This is a genomic window from Mobiluncus mulieris ATCC 35243 (genome assembly GCF_000160615.1).
Taxonomy (GTDB): Bacteria; Actinomycetota; Actinomycetes; order Actinomycetales; family Actinomycetaceae; genus Mobiluncus; species Mobiluncus mulieris.
The window spans coordinates 448,737-469,437 of the sequence record NZ_GG668518.1 but is presented as its reverse complement, the minus strand read 5'-3'; the positions used below and the strand labels follow the sequence as shown (position 1 = coordinate 469,437).

At 55.2% G+C, this 20,701-nt stretch carries 31 protein-coding genes and 1 pseudogene; 19 read left to right on the top strand and 13 right to left on the bottom strand.

Annotated elements, in window-relative coordinates:
- From HMPREF0577_RS01980 to rpmF, 4 genes are all read right to left on the bottom strand, one after another.
- A partial coding sequence (locus tag HMPREF0577_RS01980) for a peptidase U32 family protein (RefSeq protein WP_004012005.1) occupies nucleotides 1–990 on the bottom strand: 990 nt, incomplete at its 3' end.
- Nucleotides 987–2,051 carry a DNA-methyltransferase gene (locus tag HMPREF0577_RS01975; RefSeq protein WP_004012004.1) on the bottom strand — a complete coding sequence of 355 codons (1,065 nt, stop codon included), beginning with the start codon at nucleotides 2,049–2,051 and terminating at the stop codon, nucleotides 987–989. The genes HMPREF0577_RS01975 and HMPREF0577_RS01980, both read right to left, overlap by 4 nt.
- Before the next feature lie 10 nt (nucleotides 2,052–2,061).
- The gene (locus HMPREF0577_RS01970) at nucleotides 2,062–2,763 is read right to left on the bottom strand and encodes an HAD family hydrolase (RefSeq protein WP_004012003.1); all 702 of its coding nucleotides are present in this window, start codon (nucleotides 2,761–2,763) and stop codon (nucleotides 2,062–2,064) included.
- Between the two features lie 110 nt (nucleotides 2,764–2,873).
- Nucleotides 2,874–3,044, bottom strand: a complete 171-nt coding sequence (gene rpmF / locus HMPREF0577_RS01965; protein WP_004012002.1) for a 50S ribosomal protein L32 — start codon at nucleotides 3,042–3,044, stop codon at nucleotides 2,874–2,876.
- A 97-nt stretch (nucleotides 3,045–3,141) separates the two neighbouring features.
- On the opposite strand from rpmF, the gene HMPREF0577_RS01960 reads away from it, so the two are divergent.
- The 3 genes from HMPREF0577_RS01960 (at nucleotide 3,142) to cysE (ending at nucleotide 5,793) form a co-directional block, all read left to right on the top strand.
- Complete coding sequence (locus HMPREF0577_RS01960) at nucleotides 3,142–3,903, top strand: IMPACT family protein (RefSeq protein WP_004012001.1); 762 nt, start codon at nucleotides 3,142–3,144, stop codon at nucleotides 3,901–3,903.
- 30 nt (nucleotides 3,904–3,933) lie between these two features.
- Nucleotides 3,934–4,872, top strand: a complete 939-nt coding sequence (gene cysK / locus HMPREF0577_RS01955; RefSeq protein WP_004012000.1) for a cysteine synthase A — start codon at nucleotides 3,934–3,936, stop codon at nucleotides 4,870–4,872.
- Nucleotides 4,873–5,217: 345 nt separating this feature from the next.
- Nucleotides 5,218–5,793 (top strand): serine O-acetyltransferase, encoded by a 576-nt coding sequence (gene cysE, locus HMPREF0577_RS01950; RefSeq protein WP_231282707.1) that lies wholly within the window; start codon nucleotides 5,218–5,220, stop codon nucleotides 5,791–5,793.
- On the opposite strand, the gene HMPREF0577_RS11315 is transcribed toward cysE, so the two are convergent.
- Nucleotides 5,786–5,923, bottom strand: a complete 138-nt coding sequence (locus tag HMPREF0577_RS11315; protein WP_155812115.1) for a hypothetical protein — start codon at nucleotides 5,921–5,923, stop codon at nucleotides 5,786–5,788. The two genes, cysE and HMPREF0577_RS11315, sit on opposite strands and share 8 nt — an antisense overlap.
- Before the next feature lie 64 nt (nucleotides 5,924–5,987).
- On the opposite strand from HMPREF0577_RS11315, the gene HMPREF0577_RS01945 reads away from it, so the two are divergent.
- Entirely contained in the window at nucleotides 5,988–6,557 is a 570-nt protein-coding gene (locus HMPREF0577_RS01945) for a DJ-1 family glyoxalase III (RefSeq protein WP_004011998.1), read from the top strand.
- Between the two features lie 189 nt (nucleotides 6,558–6,746).
- On the opposite strand, the gene HMPREF0577_RS01940 is transcribed toward HMPREF0577_RS01945, so the two are convergent.
- Nucleotides 6,747–6,920: a hypothetical protein gene (locus tag HMPREF0577_RS01940; RefSeq protein WP_004011996.1), complete on the bottom strand. Its 174-nt coding sequence runs from the start codon at nucleotides 6,918–6,920 to the stop codon at nucleotides 6,747–6,749.
- A 141-nt stretch (nucleotides 6,921–7,061) separates the two neighbouring features.
- Between HMPREF0577_RS01940 and HMPREF0577_RS01935 the strand changes: the two genes are divergently transcribed.
- The 3 genes from HMPREF0577_RS01935 to HMPREF0577_RS10750 all read left to right on the top strand — a co-directional run bounded on the left by HMPREF0577_RS01935 (nucleotide 7,062) and on the right by HMPREF0577_RS10750 (nucleotide 8,268).
- Nucleotides 7,062–7,304: a type II toxin-antitoxin system Phd/YefM family antitoxin gene (locus tag HMPREF0577_RS01935; RefSeq protein WP_004011995.1), complete on the top strand. Its 243-nt coding sequence runs from the start codon at nucleotides 7,062–7,064 to the stop codon at nucleotides 7,302–7,304.
- The gene (locus HMPREF0577_RS01930) at nucleotides 7,301–7,630 is read left to right on the top strand and encodes a Txe/YoeB family addiction module toxin (protein WP_004011994.1); all 330 of its coding nucleotides are present in this window, start codon (nucleotides 7,301–7,303) and stop codon (nucleotides 7,628–7,630) included. Before HMPREF0577_RS01935 ends, HMPREF0577_RS01930 begins: the two co-directional genes overlap by 4 nt.
- Nucleotides 7,631–7,917: 287 nt before the next feature.
- A complete protein-coding gene (locus HMPREF0577_RS10750; protein ID WP_004011993.1) occupies nucleotides 7,918–8,268 on the top strand; it encodes an AAA family ATPase in 351 nt (116 codons plus the stop codon).
- Between the two features lie 190 nt (nucleotides 8,269–8,458).
- On the opposite strand, the pseudogene HMPREF0577_RS11770 reads toward HMPREF0577_RS10750, so the two are convergent.
- Nucleotides 8,459–8,572: pseudogene (locus HMPREF0577_RS11770) on the bottom strand (undecaprenyl diphosphate synthase family protein); the annotation flags it as partial.
- 291 nt (nucleotides 8,573–8,863) lie between these two features.
- On the opposite strand from HMPREF0577_RS11770, the gene HMPREF0577_RS01920 reads away from it, so the two are divergent.
- On the top strand, nucleotides 8,864–9,970 hold the full coding sequence (locus tag HMPREF0577_RS01920; protein WP_050756875.1) for a hypothetical protein: 1,107 nt from the start codon (nucleotides 8,864–8,866) through the stop codon (nucleotides 9,968–9,970).
- The gene (locus HMPREF0577_RS01915) at nucleotides 9,957–10,661 is read left to right on the top strand and encodes an ABC transporter ATP-binding protein (protein ID WP_004011989.1); all 705 of its coding nucleotides are present in this window, start codon (nucleotides 9,957–9,959) and stop codon (nucleotides 10,659–10,661) included. The genes HMPREF0577_RS01920 and HMPREF0577_RS01915 overlap by 14 nt, the downstream gene beginning before the upstream one ends.
- A 29-nt stretch (nucleotides 10,662–10,690) precedes the next feature.
- Here the strand turns inward: HMPREF0577_RS01915 and uppS are convergent, their stop codons facing one another.
- On the bottom strand, nucleotides 10,691–11,518 hold the full coding sequence (gene uppS / locus HMPREF0577_RS01910; RefSeq protein ID WP_081443314.1) for a polyprenyl diphosphate synthase: 828 nt from the start codon (nucleotides 11,516–11,518) through the stop codon (nucleotides 10,691–10,693).
- A gap of 66 nt (nucleotides 11,519–11,584) precedes the next feature.
- Nucleotides 11,585–11,881 (bottom strand): HigA family addiction module antitoxin, encoded by a 297-nt coding sequence (locus HMPREF0577_RS01905; protein ID WP_004011987.1) that lies wholly within the window; start codon nucleotides 11,879–11,881, stop codon nucleotides 11,585–11,587.
- Between the two features lie 620 nt (nucleotides 11,882–12,501).
- Between HMPREF0577_RS01905 and HMPREF0577_RS01900 the strand changes: the two genes are divergently transcribed.
- Together HMPREF0577_RS01900 and HMPREF0577_RS10740 are read left to right on the top strand one after the other, a co-directional pair.
- The gene (locus HMPREF0577_RS01900; protein ID WP_036342174.1) at nucleotides 12,502–12,759 is read left to right on the top strand and encodes a type II toxin-antitoxin system RelB/DinJ family antitoxin; all 258 of its coding nucleotides are present in this window, start codon (nucleotides 12,502–12,504) and stop codon (nucleotides 12,757–12,759) included.
- Nucleotides 12,759–13,025: a Txe/YoeB family addiction module toxin gene (locus tag HMPREF0577_RS10740; RefSeq protein ID WP_004011984.1), complete on the top strand. Its 267-nt coding sequence runs from the start codon at nucleotides 12,759–12,761 to the stop codon at nucleotides 13,023–13,025. Before HMPREF0577_RS01900 ends, HMPREF0577_RS10740 begins: the two co-directional genes overlap by 1 nt.
- Before the next feature lie 218 nt (nucleotides 13,026–13,243).
- Here the strand turns inward: HMPREF0577_RS10740 and recO are convergent, their stop codons facing one another.
- On the bottom strand, nucleotides 13,244–13,975 hold the full coding sequence (gene recO, locus HMPREF0577_RS01895) for a DNA repair protein RecO (RefSeq protein ID WP_004011983.1): 732 nt from the start codon (nucleotides 13,973–13,975) through the stop codon (nucleotides 13,244–13,246).
- A 322-nt stretch (nucleotides 13,976–14,297) separates the two neighbouring features.
- On the opposite strand from recO, the gene HMPREF0577_RS11765 reads away from it, so the two are divergent.
- Both HMPREF0577_RS11765 and HMPREF0577_RS01885 read left to right on the top strand, forming a co-directional pair.
- Complete coding sequence (locus HMPREF0577_RS11765) at nucleotides 14,298–14,621, top strand: hypothetical protein (RefSeq protein WP_248613634.1); 324 nt, start codon at nucleotides 14,298–14,300, stop codon at nucleotides 14,619–14,621.
- 169 nt (nucleotides 14,622–14,790) lie between these two features.
- Nucleotides 14,791–15,366: a hypothetical protein gene (locus HMPREF0577_RS01885; protein WP_248613633.1), complete on the top strand. Its 576-nt coding sequence runs from the start codon at nucleotides 14,791–14,793 to the stop codon at nucleotides 15,364–15,366.
- 152 nt (nucleotides 15,367–15,518) lie between these two features.
- Here the strand turns inward: HMPREF0577_RS01885 and HMPREF0577_RS01880 are convergent, their stop codons facing one another.
- On the bottom strand, nucleotides 15,519–16,415 hold the full coding sequence (locus HMPREF0577_RS01880) for a nucleotidyl transferase AbiEii/AbiGii toxin family protein (protein ID WP_050756874.1): 897 nt from the start codon (nucleotides 16,413–16,415) through the stop codon (nucleotides 15,519–15,521).
- A 4-nt stretch (nucleotides 16,416–16,419) separates the two neighbouring features.
- Nucleotides 16,420–17,106, bottom strand: a complete 687-nt coding sequence (locus HMPREF0577_RS01875; protein WP_004011979.1) for a type IV toxin-antitoxin system AbiEi family antitoxin domain-containing protein — start codon at nucleotides 17,104–17,106, stop codon at nucleotides 16,420–16,422.
- Between the two features lie 231 nt (nucleotides 17,107–17,337).
- On the opposite strand from HMPREF0577_RS01875, the gene HMPREF0577_RS01870 reads away from it, so the two are divergent.
- From HMPREF0577_RS01870 to HMPREF0577_RS01845, 6 genes are all read left to right on the top strand, one after another.
- Nucleotides 17,338–18,156 (top strand): type I 3-dehydroquinate dehydratase, encoded by an 819-nt coding sequence (locus HMPREF0577_RS01870; RefSeq protein ID WP_004011978.1) that lies wholly within the window; start codon nucleotides 17,338–17,340, stop codon nucleotides 18,154–18,156.
- Nucleotides 18,157–18,352: 196 nt separating this feature from the next.
- On the top strand, nucleotides 18,353–18,772 hold the full coding sequence (locus HMPREF0577_RS01865; RefSeq protein WP_155812113.1) for a hypothetical protein: 420 nt from the start codon (nucleotides 18,353–18,355) through the stop codon (nucleotides 18,770–18,772).
- 179 nt (nucleotides 18,773–18,951) lie between these two features.
- Nucleotides 18,952–19,224 (top strand): type II toxin-antitoxin system RelB/DinJ family antitoxin, encoded by a 273-nt coding sequence (locus tag HMPREF0577_RS01860; RefSeq protein WP_004011976.1) that lies wholly within the window; start codon nucleotides 18,952–18,954, stop codon nucleotides 19,222–19,224.
- A 3-nt stretch (nucleotides 19,225–19,227) separates the two neighbouring features.
- The gene (locus tag HMPREF0577_RS01855) at nucleotides 19,228–19,527 is read left to right on the top strand and encodes a type II toxin-antitoxin system YafQ family toxin (RefSeq protein WP_004011975.1); all 300 of its coding nucleotides are present in this window, start codon (nucleotides 19,228–19,230) and stop codon (nucleotides 19,525–19,527) included.
- A gap of 125 nt (nucleotides 19,528–19,652) precedes the next feature.
- Nucleotides 19,653–19,895 (top strand): prevent-host-death protein, encoded by a 243-nt coding sequence (locus tag HMPREF0577_RS01850; RefSeq protein WP_004011974.1) that lies wholly within the window; start codon nucleotides 19,653–19,655, stop codon nucleotides 19,893–19,895.
- Entirely contained in the window at nucleotides 19,892–20,272 is a 381-nt protein-coding gene (locus tag HMPREF0577_RS01845) for a type II toxin-antitoxin system death-on-curing family toxin (RefSeq protein ID WP_004011973.1), read from the top strand. The genes HMPREF0577_RS01850 and HMPREF0577_RS01845 overlap by 4 nt, the downstream gene beginning before the upstream one ends.
- On the opposite strand, the gene HMPREF0577_RS11535 is transcribed toward HMPREF0577_RS01845, so the two are convergent.
- Entirely contained in the window at nucleotides 20,257–20,439 is a 183-nt protein-coding gene (locus HMPREF0577_RS11535; RefSeq protein ID WP_004011972.1) for a hypothetical protein, read from the bottom strand. The two genes, HMPREF0577_RS01845 and HMPREF0577_RS11535, sit on opposite strands and share 16 nt — an antisense overlap.
- Between the last annotated feature and the right edge of the window lie 262 nt (nucleotides 20,440–20,701).

The window sequence follows — 20,701 nt, the reverse complement described above, 5'->3', positions numbered from 1 at the left end:
GCTCCTCGTCGCCGCCGTGTTCCCCACTGCCCCCGACGCCTCTGCCGACCACGCCGCCGACCACGCCGGTTCCGCCGCCCCTGCGAGCGCCCCTGCGGACAACCCCGATGCCGCCCCTGCGGACAACCCTGCAGCCGCCCCCGACGCCTCTGCCGTGCGCTGGCGCTTCCAGGCCTGTAACGCATACTGGTAGGCGTTACTCATGGCGGCCGCATAGTATGCTCCCTTAGCGCGGCCTTCTATCTTCAGGCTGGTCACGCCCGCGTCCAGAATCTGGTCCACGTGTTCCAACAGGTTCATATCCTGGGAATTAAACAGGTACGTCCCGCGTGAATCCTCCTCGAGGCCGAACAATTCCCCGGGTCGTTTTTCCTCGACCACGTGGTATTTCCAGCGGCAGCTTTGCGCGCAATCCCCGTGATTCGGGTCGCGTCCGGTGAGGTATTTGGAAATCATGCACCGCCCGGAAAACGCCATGCACATCGAACCGTGGACAAAGGCCTCAATTTGCAAGTCAGCCGGGGTTTTCGCCCGCAACTCGTGAATTTGCGCCAAAGTCATCTCGCGTGCCAAGACGACCCGCGACGCCCCCAAATCGTACAAAGCGTTCGCGGTTTGATAGTTCATCACCCCAGCCTGGGTGGAAACGTGCAACTCGGTGCGGGGAGCAATCCGCCGCGCCGCCAACATCACCCCGATGTCCGAGATAATCAACGCATCGATGCCAACCTCAGCTAACTCCCCCATGTAGCGGTTCATCGCCTCGATTTCCTCGTTGTTCGGGACAATGTTGACCGTGGCATAAACCCGCGCCCCGCGCGCGTGCGCATAGTCCAGCGCCGTCGCGAAGTCATCCAGCGTAAAATTTTTCGGCCCCGAGCGCATCCCAAAGGCCTTGCCCCCGCAATAAACCGCGTCCGCTCCGAAATCCACGGCAGCCTTTAACACTGCCAGGTTCCCCGCCGGTGCCAACACTTCCGGAATACTCATAGGGACTCCTCGAAACTAACCGCCGGGAAACCTGCGGCGGCAAAACGGGCACGCATCACCGCGATAGCCTGCGGGTTTTCATCGACCAAGACGAAGTGGCGCCCCATTTTCCCCGCCACTGCCCCGGTCGTGCCCGACCCGGCAAAGAAATCCAATACCCAATCCCCCGGCCGACTGGAAGCCGCCACAATCCGGCGCAAAATCCCCTCCGGTTTCTGGGTGGCGTACCCGGTTTTTTCCTTGCCAGTTGGGGACACAATCGTGTGCCACCACACGTCGGTGGGTAATTTGCCCCGCGCGGCTTTTTCCGCGGTCACCAGGCCGGGCGCCATGTACGGTTCACGGTCTACCGACTCGGAATCGAAATAATATTGCTTGGGGTCTTTGACGTAAACCAGAATATTGTCGTGCTTCGCTGGCCAGCGGCGTTTGGTGCGCGCGCCGTAATCGTAGGCCCAAATAATTTCATTCAAAAAACACTCGCGCCCAAACAACGCGTCCAACAGTACCTTTGCGTAATGCACTTCCCGGTAGTCCAGGTGCAAATAAAGCGTCCCACTGGGTTTCAACACCCGCCAGGCCTCCTCGAGGCGCGGCGCTAAAAACCCCCAGTAATCCGCGAATTCGTCATTATAGGACGTGACCTGGCCGCGAATTGTCTTGTAGCTTTGGCCTTTGAAACCGACCCGTGACCCGGAATTCGAACCCGCAGTGCTCGGCGCCGCGTCGGATTTACGATTGGCACCTCGTGAAGCTAGGGAACCACCAGGTTCCGGCGAACCATCCGAATCCGCGCCCTCAGCCCCACCGGCAGCCCCCGGCTCGCGCACCTGGCAAGTCCGCATGGTCACCCGCGACTGGACTTTGCCGGTATTAAACGGCGGGTCGACGTAAATCAACTGGAACGTTTCATCCGCCAGCCCGCGCAGCACCGGCAAATTGTCCCCGTGAATCACCGTGTTTTCGCGGGGTAGCCTTCCGGCGGCATCCCTACCATCCGTGGGGGTTTCCCCCTTCATGAGGTGCCATTCCGGTTCCGTGGCCGACGTGTCCTCCGCCATTGACCGTGCCTCAATCCTGGTTGCGGCCTGGCAGTAACGCCAGCAGTTCATCGGTGCTTCCCACCACACCCACGGCTTTTTCGTCCTCGCCCGGATCTAGCGGCTTGTTCCAGGTGGCCAGTATGCAGGGAATTCCCCATTTCGCGGCACCCTCGGCGTCATAGAAGCGGTCGCCAATCATCAATGCCCGTTCGGGATGTTCGCTAAGCCCTACGCGTCGCAGCACCTCATGCAACACTTCGGCCTTAGTAGAACGCCCCAAATCCGAGGCCGCCCCCCCAATGGTTTCAAAAAAATCCGCTACTCCGTGGTGCGTCAAAACATCGATGGCTGCGGTTTCCATCTTAGAAGTGCCCACCGCCAGGCGATACCCGCGCTTGCGCAGGGTTTCCAGGGTTTGCGGAATACCGGCAAACAAATCAGACTCGTTCGCGCGGGGCAGGAAATACCCACGGAACCGGGCAATCATCGCGTCCCAATCTGCCTCGGTACCCTGAGGGTTAATGTCTTGCATAGAAAACATGAGGGGCGGACCCAAGTATTTTTGCATGCTCGCATCAGTCAGCTGTGCTGCGCGCTCCGGGCCGAACATATCGCGCACCATCATTCGCAAACAATCGTTAATAAGGGGCTGGGAATTCAGCATGGTGCCATCCAAATCGAAAATCACCACTTCGGGTTTGAGACCGGCAAGATTCTTTGACGTAACCATGTATTTTTCCTCCCGTTGCTTGTCCTCTAATTGTTTGGTTCCCTGGGCGAGGCATGACCGTTAAACACGTAACGCCCGGCTCGTGGCCAGGCGAAACGCATCAAGTCAAATCACTCGCCGACAGTCAAGCGACCAGTCTGGTAAGCCTTTACCAGACGACGCGGAATCGCGACTTCCTGGCCTTGAACCTTGACGTTATCGAGCTGCGTCAACTTCGCCGTCCAAGCGGATCGGCGGGTACGAGTGTTGGCGCGGGACATTTTGCGCTTGGGTACTGCCATCGCCCTGCGCTCCTTTCCGTTACTTTTGCTTCAAAGACATTCAATGATAGCAACCTGGCGCGTATTTTCGCAATTCCGGCTCGGCTAGGATAGGGGCATGGCGAATAATCTGGTGACTTTGCGCGCGCGACTGGCTCCCGACGGGACGGGTGGTATCAGCGTCGAACAAGAGATTAAACGTTCCCATTTCTTGGGTTTCGCCGCCCGCACTGACACCGAGGCCGAGGCTCGCGCGGTTATCGAGGCGCAGCGCCGACGCTACCCCGATGCGCGACACCACTGCACGGCTTTCACGTTCCTGCCCGACGGGCCGGATTCGAGGGCGCAACCGGTTACGCGTTCTTCGGATGACGGCGAGCCCAGTGGCACAGCGGGTCGTCCCATGCTAGAGACCCTGTTGGGGTCGGGTTTACAAAACGTGACCGTGGTGGTCACGCGGTATTTCGGGGGGATTAAGCTGGGTACCGGCGGGCTGGTGCGGGCGTATTCCGGGGCGGTCGCAGCGGTGTTGGCAGGGGCGGCGCGGGTGCGGGTTTCCCGTCTGCCGGTGGTAGCTTTCGAGGTCAGCCTGAGTCAGGCGGCCGCGTTGGAGCCGTGGTTGCGTTCGCGCGGCTGGGTTCCGTTAGCGGTGGATTGGGGGGCTTCATTAGGCGCCATTTTGGGGGCGGGCGGTGCCGGGATGGCGCCTCATGAAACGGCTTCATTAGGTGCCAGCCGGGGCGGCGACCCCACCGCCGTTTTCCGCCTGGCCTTGGATGGGGTAACCGAGGCGGAGCTGGCCACCGCCCTATCCGAACAGCTCGCGGCTCGCGTCGAGTTGCACCGCGCCGGGGTTCAGGTCATAGAATCTAATGTTTGACAATTGGACTGGATTTATAAAGGAGGAATCATGGCATTTGCCGCAAACATCACTGAAATCATCGGGCGCACACCCCTGGTTCGCATCAATAAAGTTGCTGGCGAACAATGTGTAATCCTCGCAAAATACGAAGCGTCGAATCCGGGTGGCTCCGTGAAAGACCGCCCCGCGCTGGCGATTATCCGCGCGGCGCAGGCTTCCGGGGCGTTGAAACCCGGCGGGACGATTGTTGAGGCCACTTCCGGTAACACCGGCGTGGGTCTGGCAATGGTCGGCACTGCCTTGGGCTACCAGGTCGTGATTGCAATGCCGTCCTCTATGAGTGTTGAGCGGCGGAAACTAATGGCGGCTTTTGGGGCGAAACTGCTGCTTACGGCTCCGGCTGACGGGATGCAGGGTGCCAAGGCTGCGGCCGAAAAATACCTCGCGGATCACCCCGGTTCGGTTTATGCCGCCCAGTTTGACAACCCGGCCAATCCGGATTCGCACTATCGCACCACCGGGCCAGAGATTTGGGAGCAGACCGAGGGTAAGGTCGATGTTTTCGTCGCCGGGGTCGGTTCGGCCGGAACCATCACCGGAGTGGGCAGGTTCCTGAAAGAACACAACCCCCAGGTTCAGGTAGTGGCCGTGGAGCCCGCCGAGTCGCCGCTTTTGGCCACCGGCAATGCCGGGTCGCACAAGATTCAGGGTATCGGCGCGAACTTCGTACCGGGTAACTTTGACCGCGCGGTGGTTGACGAATTCTTGACGATCGCTTCGGATAAGGCTATCGAGACGGCTCGCGAGGCGGCCGCGCAGGAAGGCCTGTTGGTGGGGATCTCTTCAGGCGCGAACCTGGCGGCGGCAGCCGTTTTGGCCGCTCGCCCGGAAAATGCTGGCAAGACCATCGTTACCGTGCTACCGGACACCGGCGAACGCTACCTGTCCACGGTACTGTTCGAGGGCGTCGGGGAAATCGGGGAATAATTCAGACGAGTAAATTCACAGGCTAAACAGTAAAAGTGTGGGTCAGTGGCCGTGGGACGCTGACCCACACTGGTTTTAGTTGCCGGCCCACAACGCGGCTCTAGGCTTCGCTACTCATTGGCTATCCTGCTCTTGGCAGAAATCGGGGTGAATTTGGGGGTGAGGCTCCATATATTTGAGCCTCACCCCCATTTTTTCCCAAGTTTTTGCCAGCTACTCAGTAAAGAGCCGGTAATCCCGGCTGGCACCTCATGGACCCGTGCCGTACAAAGTGGGGTAAAATAGAGGATTATGACAATATTGAATCCCAAACCCGCGCCCCCTGCACATGTCCCGGCCTCCCGGATGCGGGTGTGGGATTTGATTCTCGAGGATTTGGACACCGCCTTACAGCGTGACCCGGCCGCGCGCACCCGCTTCGAGGTGGCCGTATCCTATCCGGGAGTGCACGCCCTGTGGGCACACCGCGTGGCCTCCGCTATGTGGCGCAAGGGCATGCGGATTCCCGCGCGACTGTTGCAGCAACTGACCCGCACCATGACCGGGGTCGACATTCATCCTGCGGCTTGTATTGGGCGCCGGCTTTTTATTGACCACGCTACCGGGGTCGTGATTGGGGAAACCGCCGTGGTTGGCGAGGATTGCCTGATTTTTCACGGCGTCACCCTGGGCGGGCAACGTATGGTACATGGTAAGCGTCACCCCACGGTGGGAAACCATGTCATGATTGGGGCGGGTGCGAAGGTGCTGGGCGCGATACATATTGGCGACGATGCCAAGATTGGAGCCAATGCCGTGGTGGTCAAAGACGTGCCGTCTGGCGGGATTGCGATTGGGGTGCCCGCCAAGTTGCGCAAACCGAAGTGCCAGGTCAGCGAGGACATGAACGACATGAACATCGACCCTTCGCTGTTTATCTAGCCGCGCTGCGGGTATGGTGCGTGGCGTGGGCGTGGTGCGGTGTGGGCGTGATGCACGGCGCGGTGCGGTGCGCGGTGCGGGCGTGGTGCGCGGGTTCACGAGTCGCTATCCGGGTAGTTTTGCTTTCCACACGCCGTATCCAGGCAAGCCTTACTATACTGAAACTATCGATTTCGAAAACGTAAGGAGCAGAAATGGAAGCGAGTATTTTCTTGGCCGATGGCGTGGAAGAATGCGAGGCGCTGTTGGTGGTGGATTTGTGTCGCCGTGCTGGGATTGAGATTCAAACCGTAGCGGTAAACGACCGCAGTGGCGAGGCCGCGCGCACGATTCACAGTTCCCATAAAGTGTCGATTATTTGCGACACGCACCTCGATGACTACCAGACGGCAGGCGAAAAAATCCTGGTAGTTCCCGGCGGGCTGCCCGGGGTGAATAACCTGAAAGCCAACCAGAAGCTCTCGGAAATCCTAAAAGCGCAAGGCGCGAGTGCCGGGCGCCTCGCGGCCGTGTGTGCCGGGCCTACCGTACTGGGCAACCTGGGTCTGTTGGATGGCAAGCGCGCCACTGTGTTCCCCGGTTTTGACGACGGCCTGGGCGCCGCTAAATACGAGGATGTCCCCACCGTGGTGGATGGCCAGGTTATTACCGGGCGCGCCCTGGGTGCCGGGATTGAGTTCGCCCTGCAGATTGTGACCGCTTTGCGCGACAAGGAAACCGCCGCTAAAGTGGCGAAGCAGATTGTTTACCCCGCCATCGGCTAACCCCCTAAGCCAGTTAGGCCTTTTGCCCCGCAAACCAGCCGTTTGCGGGGCAAAATTTTAGAAACTATCTGATAGAAATCGCTATGCCGGGGGAACTGTCGCGCCGGGCGGAACCGCCGGGGATATCACGCTGGGATATCACTGGGACGGTGAATCGTTCCCCGAAACAGCACCCGGCGGTTCATCGCATCATCGCACATAGATAGTTTGCCAGCGAGAATTAGGCGTTTTGACGATTTCAGGAAAATCCGCCACCAGGCAGAATACAGTTTTGACGATTTCAGGAAAATCCGGCCAAGCCGTGCCTGATTTTCGCAACCCTGAGCCGATTTCCCCGGTTTTAATCAAATCCCCCGCGAGCAACGCCCGAATTCTCCCGAATTAATCAACTACTAATGCAAAGCCAGAGAAGCCCCGCCTAAGTCGACCAAAAACCCAAAAGCCACGGCTTGACAGCCAATCCCACCCTACGTACGATTATACGTACGCGAAAGGAGGCAGGTTATGACCACCCTGAGCGCCACCAGTGCCCGCTCCCACCTGTACCAACTCATTGACCAAGTAAATCAAGAATCAGCGCCAATAACCATCACCGGCCAACGTGGCAACGCGATACTAATCGGCGAAGCCGACTGGCAAGCCATCCAAGAAACCCTGTACCTAACCTCCATACCCGGAATGACACAATCCATTCAACAAGCACGCCGTGAGGGGCTACCGGCCGCTTCCCCGGAGCTAAACTGGTGAGCCGGAAACAAAAGCAACCAGAAAACAACACACCCGACCACTCGCCCGAAGTCAAACCGGTGGTTCCATGGCGGATTGTGTATTCACGCCAGGCGCAAAAGGATGCCCAAAAACTCGCGGTCGCCGGACTGAAACCCAAGGCAAAAGCCCTGCTAGAGGTATTGGCCGCCGACCCTTTTACCAGCCCGCCACAGTTTGAAAAACTCCTGGGCGATTTATCGGGGTGCTATTCACGCCGAATCAATATCCAGCACCGGTTAGTCTATGAAGTCTTTCCCGCACAGCACACCATACACGTGCTGAGAATGTGGACGCACTACGAATAAGCATGCGGGCGCTGCGGCATTCCTCACCAATCCCGCCAAAAAGACACCTCTTACTGTTGTAAAACCGCAACAATAACCTTGTAGAACCGCAACGCAAGTATTGCAGAACCGCAACAAAAGACTTGCAGAACCGCAACAAAACGCCCCTTAAACCTCTATGACGTGCTAGAATATTTTCCTGATTACTTGCAATTCCGCGAAATGCACAAGTACTGGCTGAAGAGATTTTAAGCGATATCCCGGTGCTAACTGTGTCGGGTGCGTGCCGAGTTGGCAAGAGCACATTGGTGTCTCAACTGTTGCAAAATTGTAGCCATCGTTTTCTCAATCTGGACAATGCCACAACCTTACAGGCGGCTCAGACAGATCCTGATGGTTTTGGGCGCCAGTTTCCGGAAGGGATTGTGACAATTGATGAAATCCAACGAGTACCGGCATTACTTCGCGCGATTAAGGCAGCGCTCGACGAAGATAGGCGTCCCGGCAGATTCATTGTTACTGGTTCGTCTAATCTAATGAATCTGAAAGTAACGGAAGAATCGTTGGCGGGACGTGCGGAGACTCTGCTTTGTTTTTACGCGGTTTTAGCAGGAGGGAACGCAAGGGAATCACAGAAGATTTTGCGGCAAACCTGTTGACATATTTCCCGCACAACTATTGAAACCCCCAGTAAGTAAAGCTGCCCTGCAAGAGGCAATAGCGCTATGAGCCGCAACGAACTCCACCGTTCCGTCAGGGCGTACTCCCCCGCTTCGCGTCCGGCCGTGCGGTTCAAACCCTGGGCATTAGCCCAGCGCCCGTTGCCATCCATGATGATGGCCACGTGCCCCGCTCCCCCGAGGTGCGTATCAAGAGGTCCACGTCGGGAACATCCGGCAAGTACAGCTCCCTAGCCAGGGTTTTCTCGGTCACGTTTTCGGCGCGGAGCTCCCCCCTCGCCACCCGCGCATCGTATTAAATAGCAACGCAAAACCTAAAAAATTTTGCATATCAAGCAGTCGGGTACTTGACTTTTTCAATATTCGACACTAGATTTCAATGGCAAATATGCGTTACTACCCAGTTAGGAGTATCAGAAATGTGGTTCTTGATTGGCGCCTTGGACGGGTTGGTTCCTTCAGTTATCAATCCCACCCCAGCGGGGTAGGTAAAGTTTATCTCTACCATTTTGCGTAAACTGGCAGGCCAACCTGTACGGGTTTGTTTACCTGTTCGCAGGTAGAATCAGGTTTCATGCCCGTATTTTTTAGGTATCTTCGTGCTTTGGTTCGCCTGGGACGTTGGATGGATTTGCTCGGCAAGTCTAGCCTAGCGACGATGGTTCTAGCACCTTTGCTGAGCGTACTGCTGCTGGTGTCCACTGGTGGTAGTCAGTTTCATTTTCCACACTTTGAAGGAGCCACAGCTTTTGCAGCAGTGGCTGTGGTTCTATTCACCGGTGGCAATGTTACGGCGATACGCTCGGATTTGAGGGCGACGGGTCGACGCAGGTTGCGATTTTATAACTTTGGTGCCGGTGATTATCTCGGCCTGGTTTTGCTGGCTTCTTTTCTGCCAGCCGTAGTTGAGAGTCTCTGTCTAACAGTATTGCTTGACTCCCCCATACCTTATCCCAGCCTTTTTTGTCTGGTTTTTATTTCAACCTGGCTGCTATCAGCCGGGGTTTTCCTTCTGTTAATCACGGTGTCTACCGCCAATGTGGCGACTCTGCCTGCAGGCAAACCTTTAGATTGCCCGACTTCGCCGAGCCACGCTGTGGAATTTTATCTCTGTCACGCCCTGGGTTTACCGGCACGACGTAAGGTTTTTACGGCGACAGTGTGGCTGGTCGCAACGGCATTGGGTGGGATGTCAGCTGGGCTGCGCATACCGCACATAGTCTCCTACTTTATGAGTGGCTTGCTCACAGGGGGCATGCTGGAATATCTGCTTGCCGCCGAATGGCAGACATCCGCCCGAGCCACTTGGCGGATTTACGCAGTGAACACTCGAATGCGCAACCGCGCCAAGCTAAATACCACGCTGCGGATTCTAGTGCCCTATCTGCTTTGTACCCTGATAGCTTCCCTGTTGGCCATGCGCTTTGGTTGGGTGTCAATGGACGCAATGCTGGCTTTTATACTGGTGGCGAGCTACGCACTGGTAAACACCTGGGGGTTGACACGAGTGCTTTCCGCAGCGGCACAGCGACAGGGGCGTGGACTCAGTGATTTTCAGGTTGCTTTGTGGTTGATTCTGAATCTGGTACCACTATTGATACTACTGCTAGCCTTCGGTATAGATATCAGGGAGAAAACGCGCGGCGAAAAGAGAAAGAGGAGGAACTATGCTCAGGCTTGATAATCTGCAATACCGTTATCCTGGCGGAGCTGGACTGGGGCCATTGACTTATGATTTTCTTCCCGGTTCAGTTTACGCCATAGTGGGTCCCAATGGGGCAGGCAAATCCACTCTATTCAATATCCTGGCTGGCTTGCTGCCCTCCCAAAAAGGTATCGTGAGCGTGGATGGAACTGCCAGCAGTGCGCGAATTCCCTTGCCAATACTGGGTTTCCTGCCCGAAACCAGCCTGTTAAACCCTCGATTTACCCCACGTCAAGCCCTCCAATTCGATGCGGCCATGAGGGGCTTTCCCTTGAGCGCCGCGCAACTCATGAGCAGACTCGAAGCGTTTGGGTGCCATGATTTTGCCGACCAGAAAATCACTTCGCTCTCGCAAGGCATGGCGAAACGTGTCGCGCTGGCAATCGCTTTCCAGCCCACAGCCAGCGTCTTGATTCTTGATGAGCCTTTGAACGGCATTGATACCCAAACCCTGATACAATTGCGGGAACGAGTTTTAGAGGCGCGAGAATCTGGGCAAACCCTGCTGATTTCCTCACATATTCTATCTTTCGTAGACGAAGTCACCGATGAAATCCTGTTCCTTAGCCACGGTTGCCTTGCCAGCCCGCTCCCCAACCCACGCCGGTCAAGCCGAACAAATCTACCGGCATCTCTTCATGAGAATGTGAAACACACCCGTGCGTGACCTTATAATTAAATATATAAATATACCTGTCACTGGAAAATCCGCGAGGCCGGGCGATTTACCGCTGCCCCGAAGCGGCGTTGGCGGGACTGGAAGACTAGTAAATCCCGCCACAGGGTTTCGCGGTTATACTCCGGCCAAGGCTCCGGGGCAAACACTAGCTCCGCATAGGCTGCCTGCCACGGCAAAAAGTTCGAAATACGCTGTTCGCCCGAAGTGCGAATCAACAGGTCAACGTCGGGAACATCCGGCAAATACAGCTCCCTAGCCAGGGTTTTCTCGGTCACGTTTTCGGCGCGGATTTCACGAGTCGCCACCCGCGCCGCCACCGCCCGGGCGGCGTCGGCTAGTTCTGCGCGCCCCCCATAATTCACACACATAATCAACTGCATTCCACTGTTATCCCTGGTCAAAGCCTCCGCCGCGCGCAGTTCCGCCAGCACGGATTTCCACAAGCGCCCCTCCCGGCCACTCCAGCGCACCCGCACCCCCCAACGGTTCAACTCGTCGCGGCGTGCCCGCAACACCCGGCGCGAATACCCCATAAGGAACTTTACTTCCGCCGGGGAACGCCGCCAATTCTCGGTGGAAAACGCATAAACCGACAGGTATTTCACCCCCGCCGCGACCGCCCCGGCAATCGTGTCCATCAGGGCGTACTCCCCCGCTTCGTGCCCCGCCGTGCGGTTCAAACCCTGGGCATTAGCCCAGCGCCCGTTACCATCCATGATGATGGCCACATGGGATGCCACCCCGGACACCAGCCCCGTCGGCAACCCTGGTGCCGCCGGGGAATCCGGAGCCAGAATCTCGCGTTGCCAGGGCTTAACATCCCCTGACTTAGAACTCCCCGGCATAGAACCCCCAGCTTTCGTATCCATCCCGACTAGCATCTCATGAACCACGAACAGATTCGAGATAATCTAAGCCACCAACGGGGTGATAGCCGCCAAATCAGATGCCAGCGCCTCGCGAGCGACCGCGTTGTCATAGTCGAGCTGCAGACCAGTCCAAAACCCGTCACTCGTACCTAGCGCACGGGACAGCAATAACCCGGTTTCCACTGTAATCCGGCGCTTCCCATGCACAATCTCGTTAATACGACGCGGCGGAACTCCCATAGTTTTAGCCAGCCAATATTGCGAAATATTCAGGGGCTTCAAAAACTCCTCCCAGAGAATTTCACCAGGATGAATCGGAGGATGTGCCTTTTGTACCATATCGCGTTCCGTGCGGGAGTCGGCAAAGGATTGAATCACATTCTTAATAATAACGCATGACGTTATTATCAGCGAAATTGAACTTACACTCCTGACGGATTTTCGCAGGACGGATTTTCGTAGGCTGGCCGGTAACCTCACAGGGGTTTGCGGGGTAGTTTTCCCGCCGCACGCACCCCGCCCGGTTACCTTTGATTCAGGTCAGGGACTCGGCGATTATCCGTAAGTACGTATGCTACGTTCTTAAGCTCATGAGCATCTCGAATATCAAGTCTGTTCACAAGAACCAGCGAGGAAAGATTACCCGTACTGGCCAGGCTCTCCCGCTTGCACAAACTATTTGACACCCTCCAAAACCTGACAGGCTCAGCCTTTTGATTAAATCAGGAAAATCCACCCCAGGGATACCAAATTTGCGCACACCCCGACCGGATTCTCCTGAAACCATCAAATCTGTCCCAACCCAGAGCCGAATTCTCCTGAATTCATCAACCCACACACCTGAAAGGCAGTAAAGTCTAGACGACCCCGCCGCCTCATATCACACCTTGCAGCCTACGAAGTCAAGTATGTGTTACAATTCACAGACGGAGTAACACATATTGGATGAGGTGAGCCAAATGCCAAGCACGACCCTAACCGTTCGGATGGATAGCGATTTGAAAGCTCAGGTAGATGCCACTGCAAAAGCCTTGGGACTGACTTCTGCGGCCGCTTTCAACATTTTTGCACGGCAATTCGTTGCTACTCAAGGCTTCCCGTTCCCGGTAACACTCACCGGTGTGGTTCCTTCCGAAAAAGAATTCGCAAAGACCATGGACGCGCGCTTTCGCGAAGTAGCATCCGGCCACGCCCAGATTCACGAGCTTCTCAACTGATGCAAAAACTATGGCACGACCAGGCCTGGATGGATTACCTGTACTGGCAAACACAAGACCGAAAAACACTGCAGCGTATAAACAGATTGATTGTTGAAATCGAGCGTGGTGGCAGCAACGGCAAGCCACCCGCAAAAGCCGAACTACTCCGTCACAGCGAAACTGGATTGAGAAGCGTCCGCATAGACAAAGGAAACCGCTTAATATACGGATTTATTGATGCCCAAACCCTGGTCATCGTTTCCTGTCGCGGACACTACCGCTGAATAGGGCTAGCCTTCCCGTTCAAACCCCAGTTACGCTATGCGCCGGGGGGTCGCCCCTCCCCGGAGTACGAATCAATAAATCCGCATCATCTAAGCCACCAACGGGGTGATAGCCGCCAAATCAGATGCCAGCGCCAGACTTTCCGAACAAATCTATCACCATCTCGACTAGCATCTCATGAAATCGCGCGACAACCGCACACCGCACACCAAACGCTTCAGGCGATTTCCAGGATAGACAGGGATTTCAGGCGGCGTTCCATGTGCCACTGGACAAAAGCCGTGACCAAGGAATGCGCCTCGGCGCGCTCCGCCGCCCCGCTAGCCTCGGCACGTGGCCAATCCCCGACTGACAGCGCCGCCAACAGGTGCATTGTCTCCAAAGCCACCGATGCCGCCCCGTGGGGTTTGCACTCCCCGCACACCGCCCCGCCGGCCGCCGGGTTAAAGTACCGATGTGGCCCGCCCGCCCCACAGGTCGCGCAGTTCCAGCAACTCGCCGCCCACCCGGCCAAACCGAGCAGCCGCAACAGATAGGAATCCAACACCAGCCCCGGTTCGTGGCGGGAAAGCGCCAGGGCGTGCAAGGCCCCCAAGGTCAGCCGATAGTAGCGGTCTGTCGCCCAGGCTTCTTCGCTCAGACGTTCCAGGGTTTCTACCATCAGGTTCGCGGTAGTAAACAGCGCATAATCAGCGGCAATCGAGCGCCCATAGGGGGCGAGCGTCTCGACCTGTTCCACATTGTGCAAGCCCCCACGGCCGGGGCGAATCAGCACATCCACCACCCCGAAAGGCTCCAGGCGGGCGCCTATTCGCGAAGTAGTTTTCCGCACCCCGTGCGCCACCGCCCGCACCAGCCCGTTATTCGCACTGAGTAGCGTGACGATACGGTCGGCCTCACCCAAGTCTTGGGTGCGTAACACGATGGCTTCGTCACGTAGGGTTTTCATCAATCCTATTCTAGTCCATGAGGTGCCACCCGGCACCGCGCCGCGCACAACGAACTACCTACATTTGTACGTGAAAATATACCGACGAAAGTAGGTAGCATATATGCAAGATCCATGGTTTACTGGTTAATGCTTAAGCACGGGAAGAGTAAAGAAAGGAAAGCTTATACACAACACAGTATTCAAAGGGATTGGTTTCACGGTGGCTATGGCCTTATCCGCGACTGGAGTCACGGCTGTAGCCGTAGATAACCCCACTGGCAGTGAAGCTGCAACAATTCACCAGGCCACAAGTCAGATAGGTGCCCAATCAAATGTCGTCATGACAGGCGATGGGATTAGTATCAACGGCGTTTTTTACACCCGACAGGAATTTACCGAGGCACTTGAACACGCCATACTGATTTCGGCCTCCCCATCTGAGGGTATTTCTACCCGGGCGGCTGTTGCCGTTGGAGCCGGGATATACTTCGTACCAGGTATTGGGCAAGTAGTCATAGCAGCTACTGGAGCTATTATTGTCGCCGGTCTGGTTGTTGTTGCCGGCACCTGGGCGTGGAACGCGGTCACCAATTACCTTGCCGAGCGTGACAATCAAATACTTGCCCGAATTCGCGGTTCTATCCCATCTAGTCTGCGAAAATAGAATGGAGACGTAGACCTTAGTAAATTCACTACAAGATTGAAGAACGGGCAAGGATGGAGGGCTCCGAATGGTTGGAAAATTGACAAAGATAGGGATGGGCACAAAGGCGGCAAATGGAAACTCAAGGACAAGAAGAATAGGCGAGTAGCTACGTTAAGGGAAGATGGGGATGTCGTTGGTGGCTAAGAACAACAACTACAACGAATCTGGCGGTTCCTTTGCTCGCATCGAGGAACTGCATGAATCTGAGTCCTGGCATTTCCTGGATTATGTGCCCTTCCACGCGGTAGGCGATGACATCCTTACTTACGATTCGTTCCTTCGGAATAGTCCTTATCTGGAGCGTTTCGCTAATCAGATATGTTTTATTGCTTTAACGCTGGTGGCTGAATATCCGGCGGTGATGATACTGACGGAAGAGGACGAGTTCTTCAAAACACACCCGGATTTGAAACCAGAAGTGAATATCCGCGACCTGCCCTTCGAGCAGCTCAACGCGATTATTCACGACGTGATAGTCCAAGACTTGTCCTCGGTACAGATTCTTTTCCCAGAACAAGACACACTACTGGACATCGCTGGCGAGTTACAAGTAGCCCTGTACAACGCGAGCGGGACATTCCTGCACAACATACGCCTCCTGGCACAACGCAACGGCCTGTTCCTGATGTACCATGCGGAGGACGGCAGCATATACCTAGACGAAACACCAGACAACCACCCCGGCGATAAAAACCTGCCGTAATGGCCTAGAGCTTCCTGTCTCTATCGTGTTGCGCGCCCAAGTCTTGGGTGCGCAACCCGATTGCCTCGTCACGTAGGGTTTTCATCAGACTCATTTTAGTGCATGAGGCGCCAAGATTTGCCCCCGCCCTCGCACTGCCTCGCAAATGCTAACTACTTATGGGTAGATTGCGCCCATGCTCTCTGGGCATGATTCCAATGGCTTACGGTATCACCAGCAATTATTGGATTGAGGAATTGCTTGACGAGCTCAAGAGCTTTTTCGATAGTAGATATAGTTTCGGGGAGATTTGTTTTAGCAGCAAGTTTCACATACTGCTCAGCCTGTTGTTGTCCCCATTCCAACGGAAGCTCAAATTCGCGTCCAAGAACAATATGTCTGGCGGCAGTTTCCCTAAGAATAGCTGTTCTAAGATTTTCCGTTTCAAATTCCTCAGTCAACGCGTAGACGGCAATGTCAAGCAAATCTTTTACCCGGGTTGATGGCCTGTCGGCGTGGCGTTCTCTGATAGCGCATACTTTGTCAGCCACGCCGCGTTCAGCGGGATACACGGGATAATCGCAAACCTCGATGCCGCCTACTTCAATCCTGTCAGCTGGTTTAACCCAATCAGGTTCACCGATAGATATCTCATCAGATACGAGATCCACAGAAACGCGTTGAATCATTTTGGCACCAAGAATGGCCTCGAAAGTTAGCGTGTAACCGTCCCGATATTCATCATCACCTTTTATGGGATTGACCCCTATAAATCGAAATGTGACAAAATCACCCGCATTTTTTGCCGCTAATCTCCGGAGCTCCGCTACTGCATCTTCGATATCGAGGTTATCGGTAGCTAAATCTATGTCGCGCGTGGCTCGAGCATTAATGGTTCGAGCTAGCATTCCCAACCCGCCCTTGAGAACAAAAGGAGTATCTGGCTCACTAAACACCCGGTACAAAAGTCTGTGGAAATAGAATCCCGCTATCGCCCGACTGGTGGCAAGCGGCGACTTTATAGCCGCCTCTTTCACCGCCATTTCCAAGGCTTTCGGCGAAGAGTACACTCTGTTATCTTCTTTCCTTTAGAGCCACGTGTCCCAGGCTATCAATTTCTACGAGTTCCCGTGATCCACCTGCAAAGACCCCAACTGTAGCCAAGAGTTGCTCGACTCGCTCATCCCCGATAAGTTCACGTAACCGACGCATATCAAAGTCGGTTGCCCCATAGCGCCTCATGACTTCCACCACAGCATCAGCTATTAAAGAGTCCTCTTCATCCTCGAGAATAAGGTCAGAAATCGTACGCTCCACCCGTGTCACAAGCAACCCATCTAGCCAAATAACATCCCGCGCCGCCACCGTTTTCACCCGAAAGTTAACCCCACGCATACGGCTATTAAACCGCTTCGGTGTAGCCAGTTCCCATGGCACCGGTTGCAAATCCCCCACGCCAAGAACATACGCCGCACTTGCACCACAAACCGCAATACCGTCAAATTCCTCCGCCAGACGCTCATAAGTAAATGTAGAAGGAGCAGTGAGTTTATACACCGCCCGCAAATCGTCCAAATCCGAACCAATAGCTGTCGCTAGCCGATAAGCGCCATGACGCAACCGCTCGATACGCCCCACCCGCGCCGCATATGAAAGAGCGTAACGAGGAATACCCGCACGCAGTGCCTGGCCACTAGTGAAAATACCACCTTCGGAAGCAGCCAGCTCTTCTATGATTTCTACGTTACTTCCACCAGCCACGTTTCAATAGTAGCATTATTTACAACTAGCGCAACCCGATGGCTTCGTCACGGAGGGTTTTCATCGGTTTCACTCTAGTGCATGAGGTGCCAGCCAACGCGGAGCCAGCCGCCCAGAAAGGCAATCTGGTTCACTATCTTGGAGTCGGGCGCGGGGAATCAACCCGTGCCCCGCCAAGCAAAAACACTCGCAGTCTCGCCTCAAGGACGGGATTCAGGCTAGACTTAGGTTATGTCCGCTTTGTTTACCGATTGGCGCCGCCCGACGTTTATCACCTCGCTGAATCCGGGGTTGCTGGGCTATGACCGGTTGCTGGCGGATTTGCATCCGCGCATTGAACTGGTGGAAATCCGCCTGGACGGAGCCTGGGCGGCATTGGGCGCGTTCATGGGTAAAGACGAGGATTTCGCCCGCGCGAAGTCTATTATTTCCCAGGCGCGCGTGCAGTCGGGACGCCCGGTATTGGCCACGTTTCGCACCGAGAACGAACCGGGCAGCCAGATTCAAATTACTGACGAAGCTTACGAACAACTGATGCTCTGCATGGGGAAAGTCGCGGATTATGTAGACCTGGAGTTGAACTATCCCCTCATGAACACTGATGCGCAAACCGCCGCCGCACTCACGGCCAACCCCCGCGCCCAGGAGGATCTGGACAAGCGGGTGGCGAAAACTGTGGGACAATTGCAGCGAGACGGGGCGAAAGTGATTCTCTCACGCCATTTTTGGCAGCCTTCCCCGGACAGTGTCGAGGAGGTTCTCGACGTGTTGCGTCATCAGGTGGCGTTGGGGGCTGACGTGGCCAAGGTGGCGTATTCGCCCGCTGATGCGGCGCAACTGGCGGCCTTGCAGGAGGCCGGACGTTATGCTTTCGAGATTATTCACAAGCCTACGATGCTGATTGGGATGGGGGAGATTGGGCGGCCAACCCGCCTAGCCGGACCGCAGGCCGGTAACTGGGGTACTTTTGTGACGGTGGGTGCCCCGGCCAGTGCTCCGGGTCAGCTTCCCTTGGCGGAACTGGAGTTGCGCTACCCCACTGTCGCCTGACCCGTTCGCCTTTGCCGTTCATGAGGCGCTAGCCGGGGATACCACGCCTTAGTCACTGGATGCCGACACGGATTCGGAGTCCCAAACGGTGGAAAAAACGCCCCCACCCTGGCAATATATGGCAGTCCACCCCCAAAATTTCCACCAGTTGGGATTTCCCCTTGTACAGCGCGGAAAACTATGGCACCATAAATGCATGGAAAGCAAAAACACACCACTAAATCCGGGCGGACAAGGGTTTTGGAAAAGCCTACGTTACGGCAAGGGCATGTCCTTCATAATCATTGTGCTTGCGGGTTTCGGTTTTGGTGCTTGGCTGTTTTGGGTCACCGGCAAGCCAGCTGTTTCCCTGTGGATGTTTTGGGCATCATTGCTGGTTTACATTGTGGCAAACGTCGTGTTTACCATGCTTGCCACCAAGATTAAAGGCTTGCTCGGATACCTTTTGGATTTGGTCTATGCCGCTGTCATCAGTGTCTCTTTTGTATGCGCCGAGGAAGTTCAGCTCGAAGGCAACTGGCACAGTGTGCTCCGTCTGCTCTGGATTTTCATTGTTGCTATCTGCGTCAGCGCTTATCTGAAAATACGTCATCCAGAGCCTAAAGTCATCGCTTGACCACCTACCCCCGTTCTTCCATCAGGCTCAAGACCGCAAAATCTTGCAACGCGCCCGAGGGAGTGCGCGTGAGTGGCTATATGTAAATCATCAGCCCTTTTAGTAAAATCCAATCAGACCTTGCTTACGCACCTACAGCTACCATAAACTGTAAGTGCAAATATTAACGGGGAGGAACAATGGCGGCAAGTAATCTGACAATACGGCTCGACAGCGAGCTCAAAGACGATGCGGCCAGAATCGTGGAGCACTACGGTCTCGATCTCTCCACGGCGGTTCGCGCGTTCTTCACAGAAATAGTTAACACTAATTCAATCCCCCTATCCTTTGATTACGAGCATCCCAACACTGAAAGCCAGCGCGCCATCCAAGAAACCGCCGAAATGATAGCCGCCGGCAGTGGCAAGACCTACACCAGCGGACGCGAACTAATCGAAGCAGCTCTCGCGTAAACCATGCAGCTACCGGCAAAATACACCCCGGCTTTTAGTCGAGATTTGAAGAAAAAAGCCACCAAACACCAGTGGAACCTCCAGGAGCTGGAAGCTGTCATCGACCTGATTATAGAAAACACCCGAGAATCCCTGGACATCCTTAAACACAGGCACAATATGCACAAACTCTTAGGCGAATGGGACGGCAGCAACGAGTACCATGTAGCAAACGCCGGCGACTGGCTGGTCATCTGGAAAACCGTGGACGGGATTGCCTACTTCCAGCACACCGGGTCACACGATGAGCTATTCGGCAAATAATTGAAAAACGCAACCAAACACGCCATCGCCTCAGGAACTCGAAGGCGGTTGAAGTACGCCATAAAGTGTATTTAACCTAGAATTTAAACTAGAATATGTACTAGCAAACGAGGAGGGAGCACCATATGCAGGTAAACACTGACACCTTGGTTTCCATCACCGAGGCCAACCAGAATTTCTCGAAAGTAGCTCGGCTTGTCGACCAGTATGGTTCTGCGGTTATCCTCAAGAACAATACCCCGCGATACGTCGTCATAGAGTTTGCTCAAGTCGAGAAAAACACCGAGGCCAGCGACACGGAAGTCAACGAAATCTCCCAGCAACTCATGAAACGCAATACCCACGTTTACCACGAACTCGCCAAGTGAAATACCTGAGCAAATCCCAAATCCGCAAACTCCACGCAGACCTGATTGCCAGCTCCGGAGGCCTGTCCGGCCTCCGTGACGAGGGTTTGCTTGATTCTGCCATAGCCACCCCGTTGCAAGGCTTTAGCGGAGCGGATTTATATCCCACGATTATAGACAAGGCTACCCAATTGGCCTTTGGACTGATTAGGAATCATCCCTTCATTGACGGCAATAAACGAATCGGCACCCACGCGATGCTCGTGTTGTTGTACCTAAACGAAATCGAACTCGCCTATGAAGACGATGAACTGATACAAATTATCCTCAATGTCGCAGCTGGGCAGACGAGCCGAGACGACCTGTACCAATGGATTAAGACTCACATTACTGAATAGCACCTCATGAAACCGCAGTGAACTGGAGCCCAACGCAACCGCGAAGCCGCGACGAATTCCTCGGCGAAAGTAACTGATTGTTCCCCGCTGAAAACCTCGTGGCGAATCCGGAAACTCGCCAATAGATCCGCCGCAGTTTCACATTCAGACACCCACAGTTTCACCATCCGGAGGCTCCTTTCGTCACGGGACTGGTTTGACCTAGGCTTACCATCCTAAAGGATGCGGTACCTTTGCTTTAAACCGGCGAATTTTTAGGTTATTTTCATGAGGTGCCACTGGTTAAATAGCAAAAGTGATTATTGACCTTCTTACCAGCCAGGATAGAAGCGCCAGTCTTTCCACGGTGGGTAACGCAAGGGAACCGGGCGCCCACCCGGGTCACGGACACGCCACCACTAAACTGATTCAGGATGAGATATCTACGTT

Excerpts from the sequence above, each read along its gene's own strand:
- HMPREF0577_RS01920 (WP_050756875.1), top strand. The coding sequence starts at position 8,864 with ATGCCCGTATTTTTTAGGTATCTTCGTGCTTTGGTTCGCCTGGGACGT.
- HMPREF0577_RS01945 (WP_004011998.1), top strand. The coding sequence starts at position 5,988 with ATGGAAGCGAGTATTTTCTTGGCCGATGGCGTGGAAGAATGCGAGGCG.
- HMPREF0577_RS01865 (WP_155812113.1), top strand. The coding sequence starts at position 18,353 with ATGGAAAGCAAAAACACACCACTAAATCCGGGCGGACAAGGGTTTTGG.
- HMPREF0577_RS11765 (WP_248613634.1), top strand. The coding sequence starts at position 14,298 with ATGACAGGCGATGGGATTAGTATCAACGGCGTTTTTTACACCCGACAG.
- HMPREF0577_RS01960 (WP_004012001.1), top strand. The coding sequence starts at position 3,142 with ATGGCGAATAATCTGGTGACTTTGCGCGCGCGACTGGCTCCCGACGGG.
- HMPREF0577_RS01870 (WP_004011978.1), top strand. The coding sequence starts at position 17,338 with ATGTCCGCTTTGTTTACCGATTGGCGCCGCCCGACGTTTATCACCTCG.
- HMPREF0577_RS01900 (WP_036342174.1), top strand. The coding sequence starts at position 12,502 with ATGCCAAGCACGACCCTAACCGTTCGGATGGATAGCGATTTGAAAGCT.
- HMPREF0577_RS01975 (WP_004012004.1), bottom strand. The coding sequence starts at position 2,051 with ATGGCGGAGGACACGTCGGCCACGGAACCGGAATGGCACCTCATGAAG.
- HMPREF0577_RS01860 (WP_004011976.1), top strand. The coding sequence starts at position 18,952 with ATGGCGGCAAGTAATCTGACAATACGGCTCGACAGCGAGCTCAAAGAC.
- recO (WP_004011983.1), bottom strand. The coding sequence starts at position 13,975 with ATGAAAACCCTACGTGACGAAGCCATCGTGTTACGCACCCAAGACTTG.
- HMPREF0577_RS11535 (WP_004011972.1), bottom strand. The coding sequence starts at position 20,439 with ATGGTGAAACTGTGGGTGTCTGAATGTGAAACTGCGGCGGATCTATTG.
- HMPREF0577_RS01855 (WP_004011975.1), top strand. The coding sequence starts at position 19,228 with ATGCAGCTACCGGCAAAATACACCCCGGCTTTTAGTCGAGATTTGAAG.
- HMPREF0577_RS01905 (WP_004011987.1), bottom strand. The coding sequence starts at position 11,881 with ATGGTACAAAAGGCACATCCTCCGATTCATCCTGGTGAAATTCTCTGG.
- HMPREF0577_RS01970 (WP_004012003.1), bottom strand. The coding sequence starts at position 2,763 with ATGGTTACGTCAAAGAATCTTGCCGGTCTCAAACCCGAAGTGGTGATT.
- uppS (WP_081443314.1), bottom strand. The coding sequence starts at position 11,518 with ATGCCGGGGAGTTCTAAGTCAGGGGATGTTAAGCCCTGGCAACGCGAG.
- HMPREF0577_RS01915 (WP_004011989.1), top strand. The coding sequence starts at position 9,957 with ATGCTCAGGCTTGATAATCTGCAATACCGTTATCCTGGCGGAGCTGGA.
- cysE (WP_231282707.1), top strand. The coding sequence starts at position 5,218 with ATGCGGGTGTGGGATTTGATTCTCGAGGATTTGGACACCGCCTTACAG.
- HMPREF0577_RS01935 (WP_004011995.1), top strand. The coding sequence starts at position 7,062 with ATGACCACCCTGAGCGCCACCAGTGCCCGCTCCCACCTGTACCAACTC.
- HMPREF0577_RS10740 (WP_004011984.1), top strand. The coding sequence starts at position 12,759 with ATGCAAAAACTATGGCACGACCAGGCCTGGATGGATTACCTGTACTGG.
- rpmF (WP_004012002.1), bottom strand. The coding sequence starts at position 3,044 with ATGGCAGTACCCAAGCGCAAAATGTCCCGCGCCAACACTCGTACCCGC.
- HMPREF0577_RS01850 (WP_004011974.1), top strand. The coding sequence starts at position 19,653 with ATGCAGGTAAACACTGACACCTTGGTTTCCATCACCGAGGCCAACCAG.
- HMPREF0577_RS01885 (WP_248613633.1), top strand. The coding sequence starts at position 14,791 with ATGTCGTTGGTGGCTAAGAACAACAACTACAACGAATCTGGCGGTTCC.
- cysK (WP_004012000.1), top strand. The coding sequence starts at position 3,934 with ATGGCATTTGCCGCAAACATCACTGAAATCATCGGGCGCACACCCCTG.